Below are 21401 nucleotides of genomic sequence, written 5' to 3' on the forward strand. Positions count from 1 at the left end.
TTTAACTGTGCTTATAAGATTTTAAGATTTTAAACATGTGGTCAAAATCTTCACCACTAACATTTGCAAAATCGGGCATACTTAAATTATTTATTGATAAGTAATTAAGTAAAGCTCTAATGGTTTGGTTTACACATTCATTACTATTTGCGTGTTTTAAAATATCAATTTTTAATAGTCGGTAAGAAATTTCAAGTATCCTAAATTGATGTCCTTTTAGCGATTCTAAACCCTTTTCTATTTCTACTAACGCATTAGCGTAATTGTGCGTATGATTTAAAAAATTGGCTTTACATATATAATAAGCCGATTTTATGTAAGGTGTAAAGTATCTTTTGTTTTCATAAATAATTTTATCTAACAGCTGTATTATTCTTTTCGCTTTTTTATTTTGGTTAAGTTTAATATAGGTTTGAACCAATATTATTAAAAGATATGAAGAAAAGACAGATGACCTTAAATAGAATATTTTTGGATATTTTCTCAATATCGCCTCGATAAAACGACCACAGGCTTCATAATTTTTATTGGTGAACAATACAACAAAGGCCAGCCTGTAACACATTATTTCTACGCTTGTAAGCTCATCGTTTGTATGCGGACGACTCTGGTCTAGTTGCTGCTGTAATACATTAATTTTATCAAATACACTTTTACCATTATTTGGTTTATTTGATAAATTATTGGATAGAAATAAGAGTAAATCGCTGGGGTTTATTGGAAACAAATTATATAATTCTTTGGGATATCTTTTCAATAGATGCATGCTCTCGCTTAAGCCCTTTTCATCCATATCAACTACGCAAATGCTACATTCTATAACATTCAACATAATCTGAACATCTTCATTTACTATCTTTTCGGCTATTATTTTTATGGTTTCTTTATAATGTTGGCTTACGATTTTACCCATAACCATAATATCAATAAAATGCATATCAATGGTTTGAGAATTGAAATTAGAACCCGATCTATTTAATTCAAATACAGCAACATCGCATATAAAATCAAAAGCCGAATTCTTTTCATCGTTCGTAAATGGCAATTTGAAAATATGCTTTAATGCCTGCACTTCGTTTCTATTTATGCAAAAGCGTATGCTCCAGTTTAGCATTAAACTACGGAGGTGAGACTGTTCTGAATAAACGGTTAATATTTCTTTAAAAAAATGAACATCTGGTTTAAAACTAAACTTCTCTTTTAATTGCAGAAATAAAAAATATGTATAGATATCATCATTTAAAAATCGAATAATTTCTGTTGGAATGGAGGTTGTTAAACGCTTCTCTTCGATAAGAATTCCGCCATAAATAAGCTCATCATAAGCTTCTGGAAACAAAGCAAATGAGTTTAGAACCTTTTCTTTTGCCACTCTTTGGCGAACACTACCTTTAGAAATTGAATTGCTCAGTTCTTTTAAAATGATAATTTTTTCTGTGCTATTTTTGGATAAAAATATCTTATTCTCTAAAAAATAGTTAATGAGTTCTATGCATAAAAGGTAGTTGTTAAGCCTTATGGTATTGTTTTCTTGTTTAAGTTTATAGTAAATCTGCAGCCAAAATGGTGTTCTAAACTGATTGAGTAATTCTGGATGAACATCTTTAACAAGAATAATTTTCTCTTCTAACCTGGATAGCGTGTAAAGGATTTCATCATTATTAAGCATTGGTACGTTTGTACCTTTTTCATCATCAAAAAATAGGCCTTTGTACCAAGCCTTGGTTAAAAATGCCGAACCAGAAATCATTGGTTGCATATTAACCCAATTATTTACCCTTAAGCCCAACACAATTTTTAAAAAATCGCTTTCTTCTACACTAAGCAAAAAATCTGTAAAAACTTTAGAATATTTATTGCGAGATAAAAACTGATCTACACCATCAACAACAAGTATAAAACGGCCTTTACATTCGGTTGGATTTTTTTTGAAATGCGTATTTAAATCGCTTAAACTACCAAATTTAAATTCTTTTCTAAACCAGTCTTTTAACGATAAATCATTCTGAATAATTTCATTAATCGTACCCGAATTGATTAGTAAAACGATGTCATTATTATAAACTGCATTTTCACCATAAAAAAAATGTTCAACCAAATGGGTAATTAGAATTGATTTTCCTTGCCCAGGTTGCGCACTTATGGTTGTAAATTGATAATTGTTCTTTAAAAAGTAATCGAAATCGTTAAAAAGAAAACTTCTGTTTGATGTGGCATCAAAAGGAACACCCGAATTGTTCTTTTTGGCGATGATAGACATTTCGGTAATTGCCCTGCATCTGATTTGTAGGTCGGTCCATACATCATCTACATTTTCGGATTGACCTTGTTTATCCTTACAAAAAGATTCCCAATCGGAAAAGCCAACATATTGAGATAGGCTATTAAGTGTGAACAACGAAAATTTATGAATAACCTGTGCAAAACCAAAGAATCTTTTAACGGTAGTTTCGCTAACATAATTCTTAGTCTCTTTAAATATATACTCTGAGATTGTCTTACAATGAGCAGGGTCGATATTTCGCAAGCCCGATTTTATAAGCACAAACTTTCTGAGCTGAGAGATTAATTCATTTGTATTCATCGTAGAGGATAATAATGCTAATGTCATAAAAATTATCTGTTAGCAAAAATCATTTAGGTAACAAAAGTTTGATGAATGAAATGAATAGACGCCCTGAACGAATAATGAACGATAATGGATAAATGCTATTAGAAATGACTGATGTAGATTTATCGCTAATCACAGGAAGTTTAAATACGCAACTGCGATTAAAAAATCAAACCTACAAGCGCCTGACATGATGAAAATCTTTACTCTCAATTCCCGATTGGGAAAACATTGCATGCTTAAACTATTTGCAATACTATCTCTATTAACGATTCTTAATCAAAAATCGTATAGTCAAACTAAAATTTATGCAAACACAGTTAGTGCCGTTACCGGAAACGGGCAATCAACATTAACAGGTTGTGGTGGGTTTTTAAATGCGAATCCGTGTTTCACTCCAACAGTTGAAAATCCGGCAAATGCACTAACGGCAGACCCAAATACATTTGCAACTGTTAAATCATCCGGCGGAATAATTTTAGGGGTAGCAGCATATTCTGGAGAATTGGAATTGAAGTTTCAAAGTACGATTCCTGCTGGAACAACATCTTACATTAGAATAGATGCCGACCCAACTTTACTAAATCAGTTATTGGGTGGCAATTTAGGAGGTTTACTAGCAGGGGTTGCGGGAGGAGTAGTTTTAGGTAATCATTCTATAGAAGTTGGTGCTCGGAATGCAACTGGTACAACTGTATTAAGCGGTTCGAGTACGGGAGCATTTACAAGCCAGAATTTACGCTTAGTGAAAGATGCAAATGGGTTTTTCTATGTTGCCTTACGCCCCACACAAGATTATGATAGGGTATATGTTAGAGATATAACCAATGCATTATTGTTGGGTACATTAAATAATACAAAAGTTTATAATGCATTTTATACCAGCGGGATTGACCCATGTGCACAAGTATTCGCAACCGGTTTTGAAGATAGTGGTTTAACTGTTGATGCTTTAGGAATAGGCAAAGCAGGTGTAACCAATTCACAATTCGCAATTGATGCGAATACAACCAATTACTCTGAATTGAGCTTAGGCGCACTTGGTGTAGCAGGCTCGATTAGTCAGAATTTTTATTTTAACACCGCAGCAAGTGCAGGTGATGATTTTAATTTAAGGTTTAGTACCTCCCCAGCTTTATTAACAGCAGGCTTGCTAAATAATTTAACGGTTACAGCTTATAATGGTAGTAGCCAGGTGTATTCAGCTTCAGCATCAAACCTATTAAATTTAGATTTATTGGCTTTGCTGAATAATGGTCAGCCAGTTACCGTTCCATTTTCGCCAGGTGTTGCATTTGATAGGGTTCAGGTTACACTTTCATCCTTACTAAATGCCAATTTAACACAAACAATACAAATCTATGGCTTAACAAAATCGGCAGGGCGACCAACTTTTACTTTGCCAGCAACCAATAATGTCGCAGCTTGTTATAATGCCTCCGCAGCCCTAACTGCCACAACGCCTAATACAAACGATTTAAGGTGGTACGACGCAATAGAAGGTGGAACGGCATTGGCAACTACTGCTTTTAATGGCACATTTCAAACTCCAGCACTTACTGCGAATAAGATTTATTACGTAGCAGCGAGAAGATTAGGTTGTACGGATGAATCCGTTCGGGTACCAATTACTGTGACCGTAAATCCGGCGATAGCTTTTAATACAACAACTCTGGTTAATGCATCAAACGGATTTGTTTATGCAAAGCAAATTGATGCCGCTACAGGCGGAACACCAGGATTTACTTATACCTTAGCTAGTGGAAGTTTACCTGCGGGTTTAAGTTTATCTTCAACAGGATTAATATTAGGAACACCAACAGCCACAGGCGATGCAACATTCTCTATAGTTGCAACCGATACCAAAGGTTGCACGGCTACTGCAAGTTATACGCTTAGTGTTACTGCGGCATTAACTTTTGCCCCAGGCGCTTTACCAAATGGCGTAACAGGAACACAATATCCCGCTCAAGTAATTCCTGCGGCAACCGGCGGCACAGGACCTTATGTCTACAGCGCTATAAATTTACCTCCGGGATTAGCATTTAACGCTACAACAAGGGAAATTACCGGAACGCCTACACAAACGGGCAACTATAGTATTCCGGTTACGGTAACCGATGCGACTGGAAACAGCTTAACTGCTATATACACTGTTAAAATTACTAATCCATTGGTTTTGCCAGCTGCAACTTTAGCAAGTGGAGTTACTGGGCAGGTTTATACGCCACAAACAATTCCATCTGCAACAGGTAGAACTGGACCTTATATTTATGCGGCCACCAATCTGCCACCCGGATTGGCTTTTAATACAACAACTAAAGAAATTACGGGTACACCATCAAGCTCAGGTACCTTTACATTTCCTGTTACGGTAACGGATGCAGATGGGACTATAGCGAGTACGAATTATACTATATCGGTAACAGACCCGCTATTGCTACCTTCAGCAACATTGGCGGGCGGAGTTGCGGGCACTGCTTATACCACACAAGTATTGCCAGCAGCTACAGGTGGTGTTGGTCCTTATACTTATGTGGCAACTGGTTTGCCGCCAGGTTTAGCGTACAATGCTAGCACCAGAGCAATAACCGGAACGCCAACTCAAGCTGGTAACTATACCATTTCAGTTACCGCAACCGATAGTGAAGGAAGAACTGCTTCAAATACTTATCCATTAAGTGTAACAGGTGTACTTTCATTACCAACCGCTAGCTTACCTAACGGAGTTGTAGGAAGTGTTTATCCAACACAAACGCTACCTGCTGTTGCAGGTGGAACACCACCTTATAATTATATTGCGAGCAATTTACCTCCGGGATTAAGTTTTAATACAGCAACTCGAGAAATTTCAGGAACACCAACTTTAGGTGGAACATTTGTTGTTTCGGTAACAGGAACTGATGCAAATAATAATACAGTTAATTCTGATTATACCATCATTGTAAACGTAAATCAACCAGTTATAGCCAATGCGGCGGTTTGTGCCGGCAGTACTGCTACGCTAACAGTAAGTAATTTGCAATCGGGCGTAACCTACAATTGGTATGGTTCTACCGGAAGTACAGCTTTAGCAACAAACAATACCGGAGTTTTTGTAACACCGATTGTAAATGCGCCTGTTACATATTACGCCGAAGCTGTTTCAGGAACAGCTGTAAGTGCCAGAACAGCGGCTAATGTTACCATAAATCCGGCTGCTAATCCTGCTGTTATAACTACAAACAATCAGGTGGTTAATGCTGGTCAGAGCACTACACTAATTGCTACCGCAGATGCAGGAAATACAATTAATTGGTATGCAGCAGCAACTGGAGGTTCAGCGCTTGCAACAGGTTCTAACTTTACAACTCCTACACTTACATCTACTACAACTTATTATGTAGAAACCATTAATGCCAATGGTTGCCTTAGCAATAGCAGAGTTCCGGTAACGGTTACTGTTATTACTGGTGGTGGTAGTACAGCTTGTAATGTTGCAAACAGTCAGAACTCTTGAATTACAGGAATATGCTTATTGTGTAATATATCAGGAGCAGGAAACTCAACCGATTCAAATCCAAATAATTTTACCAGAATATCGCTTGCAGTTGGCGTTACCTCAACAGGTTTCCAACAATTAATATTTCCGACTGGAGGAGCAGCAACGGATAGTATCCGATTAGATTTAGGTTTACCTACAGGGCTATTAGACTTATCTGCCTTAAGCAATATTACCGTAAATGTATTAAACGGTGCATCAATTGTTTCAAGCTATCAACTTAATTCATCCGTTTTAAATCTAAGATTACTTGGTGGAACCAGATTTACGGCCACACTTCCTTCATCAGGGGTTTATGATAGGGTAGAGCTTAGGTTTGGTGGATTGGTATCTGCGATTAGCAGTTTAGATATTTATGGTGCTACCGTAATTTATCCAAATCCAACACTTACCAGTGGTTCGCAAACCATCTGTGCCGGAAATACAGCAACACTTTCGGCTACTGCAAATGGTGGAACCAATCTAAAATGGTTTGATGCACCAACAGGAGGCAATTTATTAAGTAGCGGTGCTTCTTACACAACACCAGCGTTAACTACGACTACTACTTATTACATCGAAGTTGCCAACGGAACTTGTGCAAATACAACCAGAGTTCCTGTTGTAGTAACAGTAACACTAGCAGTTGCGCAACCTGTTTTAGGTCCGATTGCTAATGTGTGTTCAGGTTCAACCGCAACTTTAACAGTTAATAATCCAGATGCTGCCTTAACTTATAATTGGTACACTGCAGCAACTGGTGGAACAGCTGTATTTAGTGGAAGCACTTTTATAACTCCAGCATTAAACGCAAATACAACTTATTACTTAGAAGCTGCAAATGGAAGTTGTTTGAGTGCAAGTAGAGTTGCGGCATCAATTACCGTAAATCCTCGTCCGCTATTGCCTACCGTAACAGCATCAGCTACTTCAGTAAATGCTGGTCAGACGGCAATATTAACCGCAACTTCAACAGAAACAGGTGTTACTTTTAACTGGTATGATGCTCAGGCATCTACAACTCCGGTTTTCTCTGGTTCAACTTTGGTAACGCCACCTTTAACTGCAACAACAAGCTATTATGTTGAAACAGTTTCTGCTTTAGGTTGCGCTTCATCTACTCGAGTTCAGGTAACAATCACCGTAAATGGCACAGGTACACCAGTACCAATTCCTTGTGAAGTTGCATCAACCCAAGTAAATGGTGTAACAGGAGTTGCTTTACTAGCTGGTGTTTTTAATGCAGGCTTGGCAATAGATAATGATGCGCAAACTTCATCATCATTGGTTATGCCTGTAGGTGCCTTAGGTGCCAGCGTTTATCAAACTTTATATTTCGGAAGTTTATCCAATGTGGGCGATACTTTAAGAGTTTTGGTTTCATTCCCTCAAAGTTTAGCATCTGTTGGGGTTTTAAATAACGTTTCTATTACAACATATAATGGTGCTAATTCGAATAATGATGCTACTTTATTAAATAACGGATTACTAAACATCAGGTTATTAAATGGAAACACTCAGGCTTTAATTACATTAATTCCAGGTGTTGCATTTGATGGAGCAAGATTAAGTTTGAATTCGGGTGTATTGGGTGCGTTAACATCTGTTAACTTAAACTACATGCAACGTTCTTTACTAGCGCCACAAGTTACATCAGCGAATGTAGCTGGTTGTGCAGGATTAACAAGTACGTTGTCAGTTTTAAATCCAATAACTGGCGTAACTTATCGTTGGTTTGATGCTGCTCAAAATGTATTAACTGATGGACCAACTTATACAACAGCGGCATTAACAGCCGATACAAAATATTATGTTGCAATCGTTTCGGCTTCGGGATGCTTGAGTGCAAAAACAGAAGTGAACGTTGTAGTTCAACCAGCACCTTCAACGCCAGAATTATTATCGCCTACAGTTAGCGCTTGTGCTAGCACAGCAATAATATTACAAGTTAAAAATCCGGTTGTTGGCGTTACCTATAAATGGTATGATTCGAACGGAATAAGTGCTGGACCTGATGGCACAACCTTAACCGTTACACTAACAGCCAATACAACTTACACCGTAGAAGCTGTAAATAGTTGCGGAACGGCATCAGCAAGAGCAACTACCACGGTAACTATTGGTGCAAACCCACAAGCTCCGGTTATTACGCCATCATCAGCCATAATTGTATCGGGTACAAGGGCGGTGTTAAATGCAACATCATCAGTTGCTGGTGCTACTATTAATTGGTATAACGATGCATCATTAGCTCCTGCAACTCTTGTAAATACAGGCCCATCTTTTACAACACCAATATTAAATGCCAATACAACTTATTATGTAAATACAACAGTTCCAGCCTGTGGTACTAGTTTACCTGTATCTGTATTGGTAACCGTAATACCTCAAACCCCAGGAACAGTTGATTGCGGTTTTGCAACAATAAACACTACAAAAGGTGTAAGCGGTGTAATTGTTGGTGCAGATGTATTCAACGAAGCTTCTGCTGTTGATGACGATGAAAATACGGGTTCTACTTTATTTATTCCGGCAGGGGCTTTAGGAGCATCTGTTTTTCATCGCTTAGGATTTACAGGTGGTTTATCAAACATCGGTGATACCTTGCGAATTAAAATCTCCTCTCCAGGAAAATTATTATCAGCCGCTGTTTTACCAAATTTAACTTTAACCACTTACAATGGTTTGGTAAGCAATAATGATGATGTTACACTTAACAGTCAATTCATTCAACTTGATTTAGCTACCGATGGAAGTGAAGCTACTTTATCATTCATTCCAACGGCTCAATTTGATGGCGTAGAATTAAGATTAAGTTCGGGTTTAATTGGTGTTTTAACGTCTGTAGATTTTAATTATGCCAGACGAATCATAACTAAACCAGAAATCGTTTCTACTGCAGTATCGGCCTGCTTCGGTTCTTCTGCTACATTAAGCATAAGTAATCCTAAACCAAATATCACTTATAAATGGTACCAAGGCTCGGTTTACCAGATTGGAAAAAATGGTGTTAATTTCTTAACAGATGCGACCCTACCCGCTGGGACTTATGACTTTTTTGTTACCGCTACAGACTTTTTGAATGTTTGCGAAAGTCCTAAAGTTAAAATAACGATAACCATAACTTCGCCACCAGCACCACCTGTTCCTGCTACAACAAATCCTGTATCAACCTGTATCAATACTCCGGTTACCTTAGCTGTTCAATCGGTTGCTGGTGTGGTTTACAACTGGTATGATGCAGCAACTTCAGGAAATTTATTGGTGAGCAATAGCAGTAGTTTTGTAACTTCTGCAAATCTGTCGCCAGGTAGTTATACCTATTACGTAGAAGCTGCATCAAGCGGAGGTTGTACAAATGCTACACGCACACCGGTAACTATTGAGGTTAACCAAAATGCAATTGCTGCAGATATCGTAATTTCTGGTAACACAGCATTATGTAATGCGGGTACAACAACCCTAACAGCAAGCAGCACAACAGTTACAAATCCGGTATTTACCTGGTATAGCGATGCATCACTAAGCACTCCGGTTTTTGTTGGTGCAGCATTTACCACTCCACAAATAAATGCGAACGTAACTTATTATGTTACGGTAAGCGGTTCAAATCGTTGTCCAAACCCTGTAGGTAATGCGGCCAGCGTATCCATTACCATAAACCCTGTAGCTTTAGCATCAGATATAAATGTTACTGGTGCAAGTAGCCTGTGTGCTGGCTCAACAACAACATTAACAGCAACTTCTGCAATAGCAAACCCAATATTTACATGGTATAGCGATGCTGCTTTAACCACAGTTGTATCTACAGCACCATCATTTACAACGCCTGCATTATCAACAGCAACAACTTATTACGTAACGGTAAAAGGTAGCAATAGATGCGAAAATACGCCTTCTACTGCCAAAGCTGTTTTAATAGACGTTAATCCGCTGGCAACCACAGCAGATATAAACATTACAGGCTTAAATATTATTTGTAGCAACGCTACAGCTTCATTATCTGCATCATCAGCAACGGTAACCAATCCAGTATTTACCTGGTACAACGATGCGGCATTAACCAGCGTTGCTTTTGTTGGCGCATCGTTTACAACACCAGCTTTAACTGCTACAACAACCTATTATGTTACAGTTAGTGGTGATAACAATTGTGCAAATTCGGCAACGAATGCAAGAGCAATTACAGTAACAGTAAAAGGTTACGCTACAGCAGCAGATATTTCGGTTAATAACGCAAATATTTGTTCAGGTAGCACTGCAACTTTGTTGGCATCGAGTTTAACGGTAACACAGCCTGTATTTACCTGGTATAGCGATGCATCATTAACGGTTCCTGTATTTACCGGTCCAACTTATAATGTTTCCGTTTCTGCTACAACCACATTTTATGTTACCGTAAAAGGTACAAACAAATGTGAAAATGCTGCCGCAGATGCTAAAGTGGTTACCATTAATGTAAATCCACTTGCTACATCTACCGACATTATCGTAGCTGGAAATACAGCAGCCTGTGCTGGTTCGTCAGCTATTCTTACTGCAAGCTCAACAACAGTAACTAATCCGGTATTCACCTGGTATAGCGATGCATCACTTACAAACATATCTTTTGTAGGTGCAAGTTATACTACACCGGTTTTAAATGCTAACACAACTTATTATGTAACTGTTAAAGGCGATAATAAATGTGAAAATGCACCGTCAACCGCAAGAGTGGTTGTAATAACTGTAAATCCTGCTCCGGCAAGTCCTGTTGTTTCATCAACTGGTACAACAATTTGTTCTGGTAATACCACAACAGTTAGCATTCAAAATCCGCAAGCTGGCGTTACTTACGAATGGTATAATGCCGCAACAGGTGGTAACCTTATATCAACAGGAACTTCATTTACAACGCCAACATTAACTGCAAATACCAATTACTATATTCAAGCAATTGGAGCGGGTGGTTGTGTAAACGCTTCGGGAAGAACACTGGTTACCATCGTAGTTAATCCTACACCAAATAACCCGGTTGTTGCTACAACTGGTACTGCAATTTGTTCGGGAAATTCGACCACACTTACCATACAAAATCCTCAAAGTGGAGTAACCTACGAATGGTACGATGCAGCAACAGGAGGAAATCTTTTAACAACTGGTAGTACTTTTACAACTACGGTTTTATCTGCAAATGTTAATTATTATATACAAGCAGTTGGAAGCGGAGGTTGTATAAATACTGGTGGAAAAACGGTGGTTGCAGTAACGGTTAGTACGGCACCATCTAATCCTGTCGTTTCATCAGCTGGAACGACAATTTGTTCCGGCAATGTCACTACTTTAAACATTCAAAGTCCACAAGCTGGTGTAACATACGAATGGTATAATGCTGCAACTGGAGGTGATATTTTAACAACCGGAACTTCATACACAACTCCGGTATTAACCAACACCGTAAATTATTACATCCAGGCAATAGGCGCTGGCGGTTGTGTTAATGGTGCAGGCAGAACCTTGGTTACAGTAACCGTTAATCAACAACCTTTCGTTCCAATCGTAGCAAGTTCTACACTTAACGTATGTTTTGGTAGTGCTGCAAACCTATCGGTAACAAATGCTCAAACTGGTGTAACTTACAATTGGTACACGAGTGCAACCGGAGGTACAATCGCTGGTTCGGGAAGCACATTTACTTCTCCATCATTAACCAATAATGTTACGTATTACGTTGAGGGCGTTGCGGGTACCTGTATCTCAAGTAACCGAACTCCTGTTACCATTACGGTTTTACCATTGCCTGTAGCACCACTACTAGTTAGCGCAACAAATGGTACAATCTGTTCTGGAACAACAACTGTACTAAACGTTAATTCGCCAGAACCTGGTTTAACTTACAGATGGTATGCAACAAGTACCGGTGGAACCGTATTAGGACAAGGAACGACATTTACAACACCGTCGCTAACGGCTAACACAACATTCTATGTAGAGAGCTTTAGTGCGGCAGGTTGCGTAAGTGCAGTAAGAACGCCAATAACCGTTACCGTTTTGCCAGTTTTATCGATACCAGTTGTTCGGGTAGAAACTACTACACCTGCAAGCGTAACATTTAGTTGGAATGCTATTTCTGGCGCAAGTGGTTATGAAATATCGCTAAATAATGGCGCCACATGGCAATCGCCATCAAATGGAGCAAACGCTACCAGTCACTTAATTATTGGCTTAAAACCAGACCAAGCCGTTACAATTATAGTTCGTGCTTTGGGGCAGATTGGTTGCCAAACCAGCGCCAATTCAACCCCTGTAACTGGAAAAGCTGCTAATCCGATTGGAAACGACATCTACATACCAAACATTTTTAGTCCAAACAACGATGGTAAGAATGATATCTTCTTGGTTTACGGAACTACAATAGCGACAGTAAAAATGAATGTTTACACCCAATGGGGACAATTGATTTATCAAGTAAATTCTACCACCACAGGATGGGATGGAACCTACAAAGGTATCCCTCAACCAAACGGTGTGTATGTATATATGATTGAAATAGAATCGACAGATGGCACCAAGGTGATGAAAAAAGGTACAATAACCTTAATCCGATAATTAACAGATAATATACCGCTATAAATTACATCTTATGAAAATCCTAAAATCCCTAAAAATTTGTGTTGCAATGCTGATATTCAGCTTAGCAACACAAAACCTGAAAGCTCAAACCGATCCTCATTTTTCTCAGTATTATGCCTATCCTTTATGGTTAAATCCGGCTTTAACAGGTGTTATCGATGGCGATTACCGGGCATCAGTAAATTTTAAACAACAATGGGGCGCAATTTCTAATTCATTTTTAACAGGTGGTGCATCTTTTGATTTGGCTCCAAAAAAGAACTTTGCCTTCGGTGCTACCATTTTAAATCAAAGGGCAGGCGAACTCGATTTTAATTACTTAACGGCATTGGTTTCTGGTTCTTACCGATTACGCTTTGGTTTAGAAGGTTTACAAATGATAAGTTTTGGATTGCAAGCTGGGTTTGTAAACAGGAGTTTTGATTTATCGCAAGGCAGATTTGGTAACCAGTTTAATCCGGTTACAGGTTATGATGGTGGAATGGTTAGCGGAGAAAATTTCTCATCAACTTCATCATTTGTGCCAGATGTTAATGCCGGTATTATGTACTTTGATGGTAATCCGAACCAAAATGTAAATGTATTTTTGGGTGCCAGTGCCGCACACTTAAATCGTCCTATAGAACGATTTTCTGAAAATAGCACCCGTACACCAATCCGTTTTACAGGGCATGGAGGCGCAAGAATCCGAGCTTCTGAGATGTTGGATATTGTTCCGAATGCTTTAGTAATGTATCAAGGCAATACAAATGAAATATCTGTTGGGGCTTATGCCCAATTTATGGTTAATAATCAATCCAATATCCTTTTTGGAGGCAACTATAGAGTTAAAGATGCTGCAATTGCTTTTGTAGGCTTACAGTTTAAAAATATGGTTGTTGGCTTAAGTTACGATGTAAATACTTCGACCCTACAGCGGGCATCCAATAGTAATGGCGGTTTAGAATTATCCATTTCACTTATTGGTCGTAACGGTATTATTGGTCCAAACTTTTTCTGTCCCCGTTTATAATTCTTAGCTATGAAAAAATTAATCCTCTTTTTGATTGTTGTATCAGCTATTAATGCTGAAGCTCAGTATGTTGTTAATTATAAAAAAGTGGCCGATGCCTATTTTCAGAGTAAAGATTATTACGCAGCTTCTACGTTTTATAAAAAGGCTTTAAAAATTACAACCGATAGTACACAGGTTGTTTTGCCTTATGGTAAAGATAAAAAACAAGGTAGCGAAGAAAAGCTAATCGAAGATTATGAAGGCTCGTTGTACAACCTAGCCGAAGCTAGCCGAATGTACCGCGATTATACCGAAGCTGAAAAATACTACGAGGTTGCAAGCACATTTAGTAATCCTAAATACTACAAATCATTATTTTATTATGCCGAAAGTTTAAGGGCAAATAAGAAATTTCCGCAAGCAATAACTGCTTTTGAAAAATTTATCGCCAACCATAAAACAGATGAATTGGTAAAAACTGCAAATTTAGAAGTGCTATCATGCAAATTCGCAATGAAAGAAATGCGTTTCCCAAGGTTGGTTCAAATTAAAAAAGTACCAGCAGATATAAATGGTTTAGGTTCTAATTATGCCCCATTTAAGCTGGGCAATGCATTTTATTTTACCTCTTCAAGGCCAGTTGCGGTATCTGGTAAACCCGATGTAGTAAAAGTTGTAAAAGGCGAAACACCAATTTCTACAAAAGCAAATCCGTTTATAAATAACCTTTACAATACAGTTTCAAACTTGCAAGAAACTGAAGTTAACGTTAAAAAAATCGATTTTAATTTACCTAACGATATGGAGTATGCTGCGGTAAGCTTCAATCCTGAAGGAAATGTTGCCTATTTTACATCGTGGAAAGGGCAAGAAAAATACGCTATTTATTCTGCTACCAAAACAGATGATAAATGGTCGGTTCCACAATCGGTGGGTTTGCAAGTTAATAGCAAAGATTTTAATGCAGCGCAACCCTTTGTAACCAGCGATGGTAAATTTCTAATATTCTCATCTGATAGGATGGGTGGTTACGGAAAATACGATTTGTGGTATGCTGCGATAAGAAGCGATGGTACAATTGGTCAGGCCGTAAATTTTGGTCCTGAAATTAATACCGAAGCCGATGAAAAGGCGCCTTACTATAATACGCTTACCAAAAAATTAATATTTAGTACAGATGGTAGAATTGGTTTTGGCGGAATGGATTTTTTCGAATCGGAAGGTGATTTAATTAATTGGACAAAGCCTAAAAATATGGGTTATCCATTTAATTCATCAAAAGAAGATGTGTATTTTACACAAATAAATGCCGATGCAAGCAAAGGTTACATCAGTTCGGATAGGGAATCTGCTTGTTGTTTAGAAATATTTGAGGTTAAACGAGAATACATTTCTGTATCAGGCATCATCACCGATTGTAAAACTAAAAAACCATTGGATGGCGTACTTGTAAAAATGAACGACCAGGAAAATGATTATAGTTTTACTACCAATAATACCGGGAAGTATGATTTTAAAATGGATAGTAGAAGACCGGTAAAGTTAAACATGACTAAGGATAATTATTTCGCCTTAAACAAAAGTTATGCTTACGAGGAAATTGCTAAAGCTGATACTTTAATGTATGCCGATTATTGTATTAATGCCTTTAAAATAAATGTGCCAATCGTTTTAGATAATATTTATTACGAATTTAATAGTGCAGAATTAACAGAATCATCTAAAAAAGTTCTCGATGCTTTGGCGTTGATTTTAGATGATAACCCGGAGATGGAAATAGAACTTGGGGCGCATACAGATGATGTAGGAACCGATGTTTACAATCAGGAATTATCAGAAAGAAGGGCGAAATCTTGTGTTGATTATTTGGCAACTAAAAATATTTTGCAAAGCCGATTGGCATCTAAAGGTTATGGCGAAAGTATGCCTATAGCACCGAACAAGCTAAAAAAAGGAAAGGATAATCCTGAAGGCAGAGCAAAAAATAGAAGAACAGAATTTAAAGTAACTAAGAAATAGCGGTTGTAATCTTTGGTTTAGTTGAGGTAGGAGATTGAGAGCTCCTGCCTTTTTTTGTTATTAATGCGTTTAGCTCAAACGCAATATTCCGTGAATGCTTTGTTTCTGTGGGAATCTGAATAGCATGATTTTTTGGAAACTTACTTTCAGTAATTCTTTGGGTTTTCAGTCCTGCTTTTCGTTTCAAGTCCGCTCCCGAAGAAAAATCGGGATTGCGGGCTTTACACTTCAATCAGGTTTACTTAATAAAGTATGCTGCTTTTTGGTGTTATTCTTAAAACGCATTATTCCGTAAATTCCGCGTTTCTGTGGCAATCTAGGTAGCATGATTTTTTGGAAACTTACGTTCCGTAATTCTTTTGGTTTTCAGTCCTGCTTTTCGTTTCAAGTCCGCTCCCTAAAAAAAATCGGGATTGCTGGCTTTACACTTCAATCAGGTTTACTTAACAAAGTATGCTGCTTTTTGGTGTTATTTTTCAAATGCTATGTTCCGTGAATTTCGTGTTTCTGTGGCAATCTGATTAATATTAAACTCTACATTTATTTTTTCGTTTTAAAACTATTTTGTGTATTGCTGGTTTTTTGATGAGATTTGAAGTGATTTAGATAATTCGTTTTAACTTTGAATCCACAATTAACAACATTAACTAATAAATATGGCATCAGGTTTTTTTGCAATTTTAGATGATATCGCGGCTTTAATGGATGATGTGGCTGTGACAGCCAAAATTGCTACACGAAAAACAGCTGGTATTTTGGGCGATGACTTAGCGGTTAATGCAGAAAAGGCTACAGGCTTCCTATCATCAAGAGAGCTACCAGTGTTGTGGGCAATAACAAAAGGTTCGTTCATTAACAAACTCATAATTGTACCAGTCGCTCTACTTTTAAATTCCTTTTTCCCGGTAATTATTACTTATATCTTAGTTTTAGGTGGTTTTTATCTGGCCTACGAGGGTGTAGAAAAGATTGTAGAATACTTTTTTCATCGTTCTGCTGTTCCTAATACTGCGGCGAAAGTTATTGTTCAGAATGATGCCGAAAACGAGAAAGTAAAAATTAAATCTGCTGTAACAACCGATTTTATCTTATCTGTTGAAATTGTAATTATTGCATTAGAAACGGTTTTAGATAAAAGTTTAACCTTACAAATATTAACAGTTTCGGTGGTTGCATTATTAGCCACAGTTGGTGTTTATGGCATTGTTGCCCTTATTGTTAGAATGGATGATGCCGGACAAAACCTTATAAAACGTTCTGGAGATAAAGGTTTTTTTGGTTCTCTTGGAAATTTACTAGTAAAATCTTTACCTGTGATAATCAGGATTTTAAGTATAGGTGGTACAATAGCTTTAATATTGGTTGCAGGTGGTATTTTCGTGCACAACGTAACTTACATTCACGATTTGTATCCAAACGTACCTTCGATAATTAAAGAATTTGTTGTTGGTTTAATAGCAGGTTTGGTTGCCTTAGGAATTATTACATTGGTTAAAAGGATTATTTCCTCATTTAAAAAGTAGTTATCGCATTGCGGTACCAACCGTAAGATTTTTGATATATCTATAAGCTTCTGTAATTTGCAAATCAAATTGGTTATCTTCAACTTGCTAAATACCTGAGGGTTTTAGTATAAATCACCTAACCAAAATATCTTTTTTGCAATTAGAATTATCCCCGCAGCTTATGAAATCCAAGTATGTATTATTTTTTCCTATCGTAGTTTTAATCGTTTACGCGTTCACTTTTAAAAGCCAACAAAAACCTGTATTGGGTATTGCTGCTGGGTTGGGTAGAGATAGCCTTGTTTACGCATCTGGTTTTAGAGTGCTTGGCGAATCCGTTAGAAAGATGCTGGCTCCTTCATTAACCGACCAAGAGTTTAACACCAATCTTGCTCGAATAAAATCAGCAAAATGTAAGGTACTAATGTGTAACCTGTTTTTTCCGGGCACACTAAAAATTGCCGGACCAGACATTGATGAAAAAAGGGTTTTAGCTTATGCAGATTCTGTTCTGAATAGGGCAGGGCAAGCTGGTGTGAAAATAATAGTTTTAGGTAGCGGCGGTTCGCGAAGAATTCCCGAAGGTTACGATTTACAAAAAGCAGAAACTGGTTTTATCAATTTATCTAAAAAACTTGGTGCTGCAGCAAGAAAATATAATGTTACCATTGTACTCGAAAACCTGGAAACTACAGAAACTAATTTTATAACATCTTTAAAATCAGCCGCATCTATCGTAAAAAAAGTTAATGATCCTAATTTTAGGTTAAACGCCGATATCTTCCACATGATGCGTGAAGGCGAATCCCCATCAGAAATTACTGCAGCGGGGAAATTATTAGCATTTTGTGAAATAGCCGAAAAGGAAAAAAGAACATTGCCAGGTGTTAGCGGCGATGATTTTAAGCCTTATTTAATTGCTTTAAAGAAAGCCAATTATAGCGGATTTATTTTTATAGAAGGAAATATAGGTAATGCAGCGGTAGAAATTCCGCAAGCCTTTGTTTACCTCACCAAACAAATTGATGAGGTATATTAAAAGGAAATTAAGCTATATATTTAACTGAATGTTTCAATTTTAGAATCTAACAAATTTTTAATTGTTAAAAGCATATTATCAAGTTTGTAAGGTTTGCCCATTATAGCATCGGCATTGCAGATAATTTCTCCAATTAAGTCGTAATCTAATCCAGTCAGTAATATTATAGGGATGTGTTTAGTATTTTCTGATTCTTTAATTTGATTGCATAAAATTCTTCCATCAGCTTTATTTAACTTAATATCCATGATAATTAAATCGGGATTAAATTCTGCTATTGAAGGGAAAATCATTTCAGTTAAATGAACACTTTTAACGTTGTAGCCTTCATCATTTAACATTGAATTTATAACTTCTAAGGTAAGAATGTCATCATCAATGACCAGTATTTGTTTGTTCATGGTTCTTTAACAATTAAATTGAAGATTTGTTGTACTATACTTAAAATTAAGTATTTAAAAACTGTTTTTATTTTAATTCCGTATATATTTTCTTTAGCTAATTAATTATCCCTCTAATAAACTGCGATGTTATGGTACTTAATAACGATGTTACTTTGATAAAATTAAATTCACTTCAAATTGGTGATTTTATTGAGCATAAAAGCGGTTCAAAAGGTATTATTGAGCAAATTAATGTTTATAAAACCGAAACTACTGTAGAATATTGTTTTCAACTATTTGATGGCAAAGGTATTGTGCTAGTTGTTAAAGATAAAGCCCTAAAATAATTGACCTAATATAACCACATAAAGCTACTTTCACTTCTTATTTAATCACCCTTTATTGTTAAATATTATCATTTAACATATTCTATAAGCTAATTTTTGGTTTATCTGTTAAGTAGAAAATAATTTCGCCACCCTTAATTAAATCTTTATGACTAACGTGATTTACGTTATAACTTTTTCCATTTAACGATATCCTTTTAATGTAGATAGCGTTTTTGGTATTTTTTACCGCCTTTATGTTTAGCTTATTTCCATTACTAAATGATATTTGTGTTTGTTGAAACGCAGGACTAGTTAACTGATAATTTCCAGAAACTGGGTCAACAGGATAGAATCCAATTGCTGCAAAAACATACCACGCCGACATTTGCCCGGCATCATCATTTCCACTTAAACCGCCCGCACCTTCATCATATTCTTCATTTAAAATTCGGTTTACTTGTAATTGGGTTTTCCACGGAGATGCTGTAAAGTTATAAAGGAATGGAATTTGATGACCAGGTTCGTTGCCATGCCAGTATTCTTTTTTACCAAACAATGAATCTAATTCGTTTTCTAAAACTTTACTTCCACCCATCAATTTCATTAACCCGGGCATATCATGCGGTACGTAAAAAGTATATTGCCTTGGTGTTCCTTCAGTTATATAAGGCTCGCGATGGTTGGGGTAAAAAGGATTGTACCAATTGCCATTTTCATATCTTCCTCTAACCATTCCTACTTTGGTATCGAAAACATTCTTATAATGCAATGACCTTTTAGATAGTTTTTCATAATCTTTAGTTTTCCCTAAATCTTTTGCAATCGTAGCTAAGGCATAATCATCGTAAGCATATTCTAAAGTTCTGCTTACTTGTTCTTTTTTGTGAAATGCATTGGGTATGCTATCTTCCATTGGTATGTAACCATATTTCAAATAACTATTTATGCCCCGGCGACCTTTTCCGTTTAAATAATCAACAGAATCTGGCATTTCAAAAGCATTTTGCCTCATCAATCGATAGGCCTCTTTTACATCGTAATCTCTTATTCCTTTATTGTAGGCAGAAGCTAGAAAAGCCGTGGCATGGTCGCCAATCATGGCTGCGGTATAACTGTTCCAACACGGGAAAATTGGCAACCAACCACCTTGTTTGCCTTTTAGCACTAAGGAATTTGCAAAAGAATTTGCTAAATCTGGTCGCAATAATTCTACCAATGGAAGTTGAGCACGATAAATATCCCACATTGAAAAATCATCGTAATAGTTGCCTTTGCTTAGTTTTTGCGTTTGATAGTTTCCTGCATATTGCGGATAGGTGCCATTTACATCGTTAAACAACCTTGGATGTTGTTGTGCATGATAAAGCGCAGTATAGAAAATCCTTTTTTTCTTTTCATTCGGGTCGGTAATTTTTATTTGAGATAAAGATTTCTCCCAGGCTGCATTTGTTTTACTTAAAACTGAATCGAAAGTTTCATTTTGTATTTCACTTTCCAAATTCTGTTTTGCGGCATCAATGCTGGTAAAAGAAGTACCGGAATATATAATTACTTGCTCGCCTTTTTCAAGCTTGAAGCCGGCGTAAGCTCCAATGTTTTTTTTGTTGCTAATGGTGTGATTGTTAGCAATATTACCGTCACTATAAACGCCACTTATTTTTATTGCTTTCTTAATTCTAATAAAAAAATAACCACTAAATCCTGCAGTTTCGCCCCATCCCTGATAAATTCTATGAACGGGATTATAACCCGATATTTCACCTTTTGCTTCATCAATGTGAATATATCCTTTCTCTTTATCGCTATTCGGACTGATTAACACATAAACACTATCTATTTTCAAAGCAGTAATTCTCGTCACACCACATCTTAATGTAGCAGTTAATTCTACTTGTAATTTGTAGCGGTTTAAATTCAATTTATAGTAGGAAGGCGTAGAAACTTCATTTTCATGATTATAGTCTTCAGCATAATCAGTTGTATTGGTTTTTAGTTTGCCAGAAATTGGCATAATGGTAAAGCTGCCATAATCTTGTGTGCAAGAGCCGCTTATCCAATGGGTTGCTCTAAAACCATATATTTTTTTATTGTTGTAATAATAAGGCGCCAAACATTTTGTTTCTGTTAATTGGGTTTGGGGCGTCCATTGGGTCATACTAAAAGGCGGTGCAACAGCCGGGATGGTGTTTGCTAAACGTTCGGTTTTGTCTTCAATATGCTGACTGGCCATGGTTGTACTGGCCGATGTACCTGAAAATGGCTGAACATATTTTATTAAAGCTGATTGCTGAGCGAAAACTGAAATGCATTGTATGCAGGTAAGCAACATTATGCCAACCATATTAAGGCAAACCAATTTGGTCTTATATTTTCTAGCTATCAAATTCAT

10 protein-coding genes are annotated in these 21401 nt (G+C 37.0%); 7 read left to right on the top strand and 3 right to left on the bottom strand.

The genetic code is table 11. From position 1 onward, the window contains the following. Nucleotide 1: 1 nt before the first annotated feature. Complete coding sequence (locus tag ACFOWA_RS03410; protein WP_378981788.1) at nt 2-2611, bottom strand: hypothetical protein; 2610 nt, start codon at nt 2609-2611, stop codon at nt 2-4. A 235-nt stretch (nt 2612-2846) separates the two neighbouring features. Between ACFOWA_RS03410 and ACFOWA_RS03415 the strand changes: the two genes are divergently transcribed. From ACFOWA_RS03415 to ACFOWA_RS03440, 6 genes are all read left to right on the top strand, one after another. After that, nucleotides 2847-6110, top strand: coding sequence for an Ig-like domain-containing protein (locus tag ACFOWA_RS03415; protein WP_378981790.1), 3264 nt, complete (start codon nt 2847-2849; stop codon nt 6108-6110). Nucleotides 6111-6128: 18 nt separating this feature from the next. Next, nucleotides 6129-12719 (top strand): Ig-like domain-containing protein, encoded by a 6591-nt coding sequence (locus ACFOWA_RS03420; RefSeq protein WP_378981792.1) that lies wholly within the window; start codon nt 6129-6131, stop codon nt 12717-12719. A 34-nt stretch (nt 12720-12753) separates the two neighbouring features. Further along, nucleotides 12754-13755 carry a PorP/SprF family type IX secretion system membrane protein gene (locus ACFOWA_RS03425; protein ID WP_378981794.1) on the top strand — a complete coding sequence of 334 codons (1002 nt, stop codon included), beginning with the start codon at nt 12754-12756 and terminating at the stop codon, nt 13753-13755. Between the two features lie 9 nt (nt 13756-13764). Beyond that, nucleotides 13765-15756, top strand: coding sequence for an OmpA family protein (locus ACFOWA_RS03430; protein WP_378981796.1), 1992 nt, complete (start codon nt 13765-13767; stop codon nt 15754-15756). A 656-nt stretch (nt 15757-16412) separates the two neighbouring features. Further along, nucleotides 16413-17279 (top strand): DUF808 domain-containing protein, encoded by an 867-nt coding sequence (locus ACFOWA_RS03435; RefSeq protein WP_378981798.1) that lies wholly within the window; start codon nt 16413-16415, stop codon nt 17277-17279. A 163-nt stretch (nt 17280-17442) separates the two neighbouring features. Then, nucleotides 17443-18300, top strand: coding sequence for a sugar phosphate isomerase/epimerase family protein (locus ACFOWA_RS03440; protein ID WP_378981800.1), 858 nt, complete (start codon nt 17443-17445; stop codon nt 18298-18300). 20 nt (nt 18301-18320) lie between these two features. On the opposite strand, the gene ACFOWA_RS03445 is transcribed toward ACFOWA_RS03440, so the two are convergent. Continuing rightward, nucleotides 18321-18701 (bottom strand): response regulator, encoded by a 381-nt coding sequence (locus ACFOWA_RS03445; protein ID WP_378981802.1) that lies wholly within the window; start codon nt 18699-18701, stop codon nt 18321-18323. A gap of 131 nt (nt 18702-18832) precedes the next feature. On the opposite strand from ACFOWA_RS03445, the gene ACFOWA_RS03450 reads away from it, so the two are divergent. Continuing rightward, on the top strand, nt 18833-19030 hold the full coding sequence (locus ACFOWA_RS03450; protein ID WP_378981804.1) for a hypothetical protein: 198 nt from the start codon (nt 18833-18835) through the stop codon (nt 19028-19030). Between the two features lie 82 nt (nt 19031-19112). Here the strand turns inward: ACFOWA_RS03450 and ACFOWA_RS03455 are convergent, their stop codons facing one another. Then, entirely contained in the window at nt 19113-21401 is a 2289-nt protein-coding gene (locus tag ACFOWA_RS03455) for a GH92 family glycosyl hydrolase (RefSeq protein WP_378981806.1), read from the bottom strand.

This window comes from Pedobacter lithocola, assembly GCF_042650845.1.
Lineage (GTDB): Bacteria > Bacteroidota > Bacteroidia > Sphingobacteriales > Sphingobacteriaceae > Pedobacter > Pedobacter lithocola.

Coding starts and splice junctions, on each gene's coding strand:
- ACFOWA_RS03410 (WP_378981788.1), bottom strand. CDS start 2,611: ATGACATTAGCATTATTATCCTCTACGATGAATACAAATGAATTAATC.
- ACFOWA_RS03415 (WP_378981790.1), top strand. CDS start 2,847: ATGCTTAAACTATTTGCAATACTATCTCTATTAACGATTCTTAATCAA.
- ACFOWA_RS03425 (WP_378981794.1), top strand. CDS start 12,754: ATGAAAATCCTAAAATCCCTAAAAATTTGTGTTGCAATGCTGATATTC.
- ACFOWA_RS03430 (WP_378981796.1), top strand. CDS start 13,765: ATGAAAAAATTAATCCTCTTTTTGATTGTTGTATCAGCTATTAATGCT.
- ACFOWA_RS03435 (WP_378981798.1), top strand. CDS start 16,413: ATGGCATCAGGTTTTTTTGCAATTTTAGATGATATCGCGGCTTTAATG.
- ACFOWA_RS03440 (WP_378981800.1), top strand. CDS start 17,443: ATGAAATCCAAGTATGTATTATTTTTTCCTATCGTAGTTTTAATCGTT.
- ACFOWA_RS03445 (WP_378981802.1), bottom strand. CDS start 18,701: ATGAACAAACAAATACTGGTCATTGATGATGACATTCTTACCTTAGAA.
- ACFOWA_RS03450 (WP_378981804.1), top strand. CDS start 18,833: ATGGTACTTAATAACGATGTTACTTTGATAAAATTAAATTCACTTCAA.
- ACFOWA_RS03455 (WP_378981806.1), bottom strand. CDS start 21,401: ATGAATTTGATAGCTAGAAAATATAAGACCAAATTGGTTTGCCTTAAT.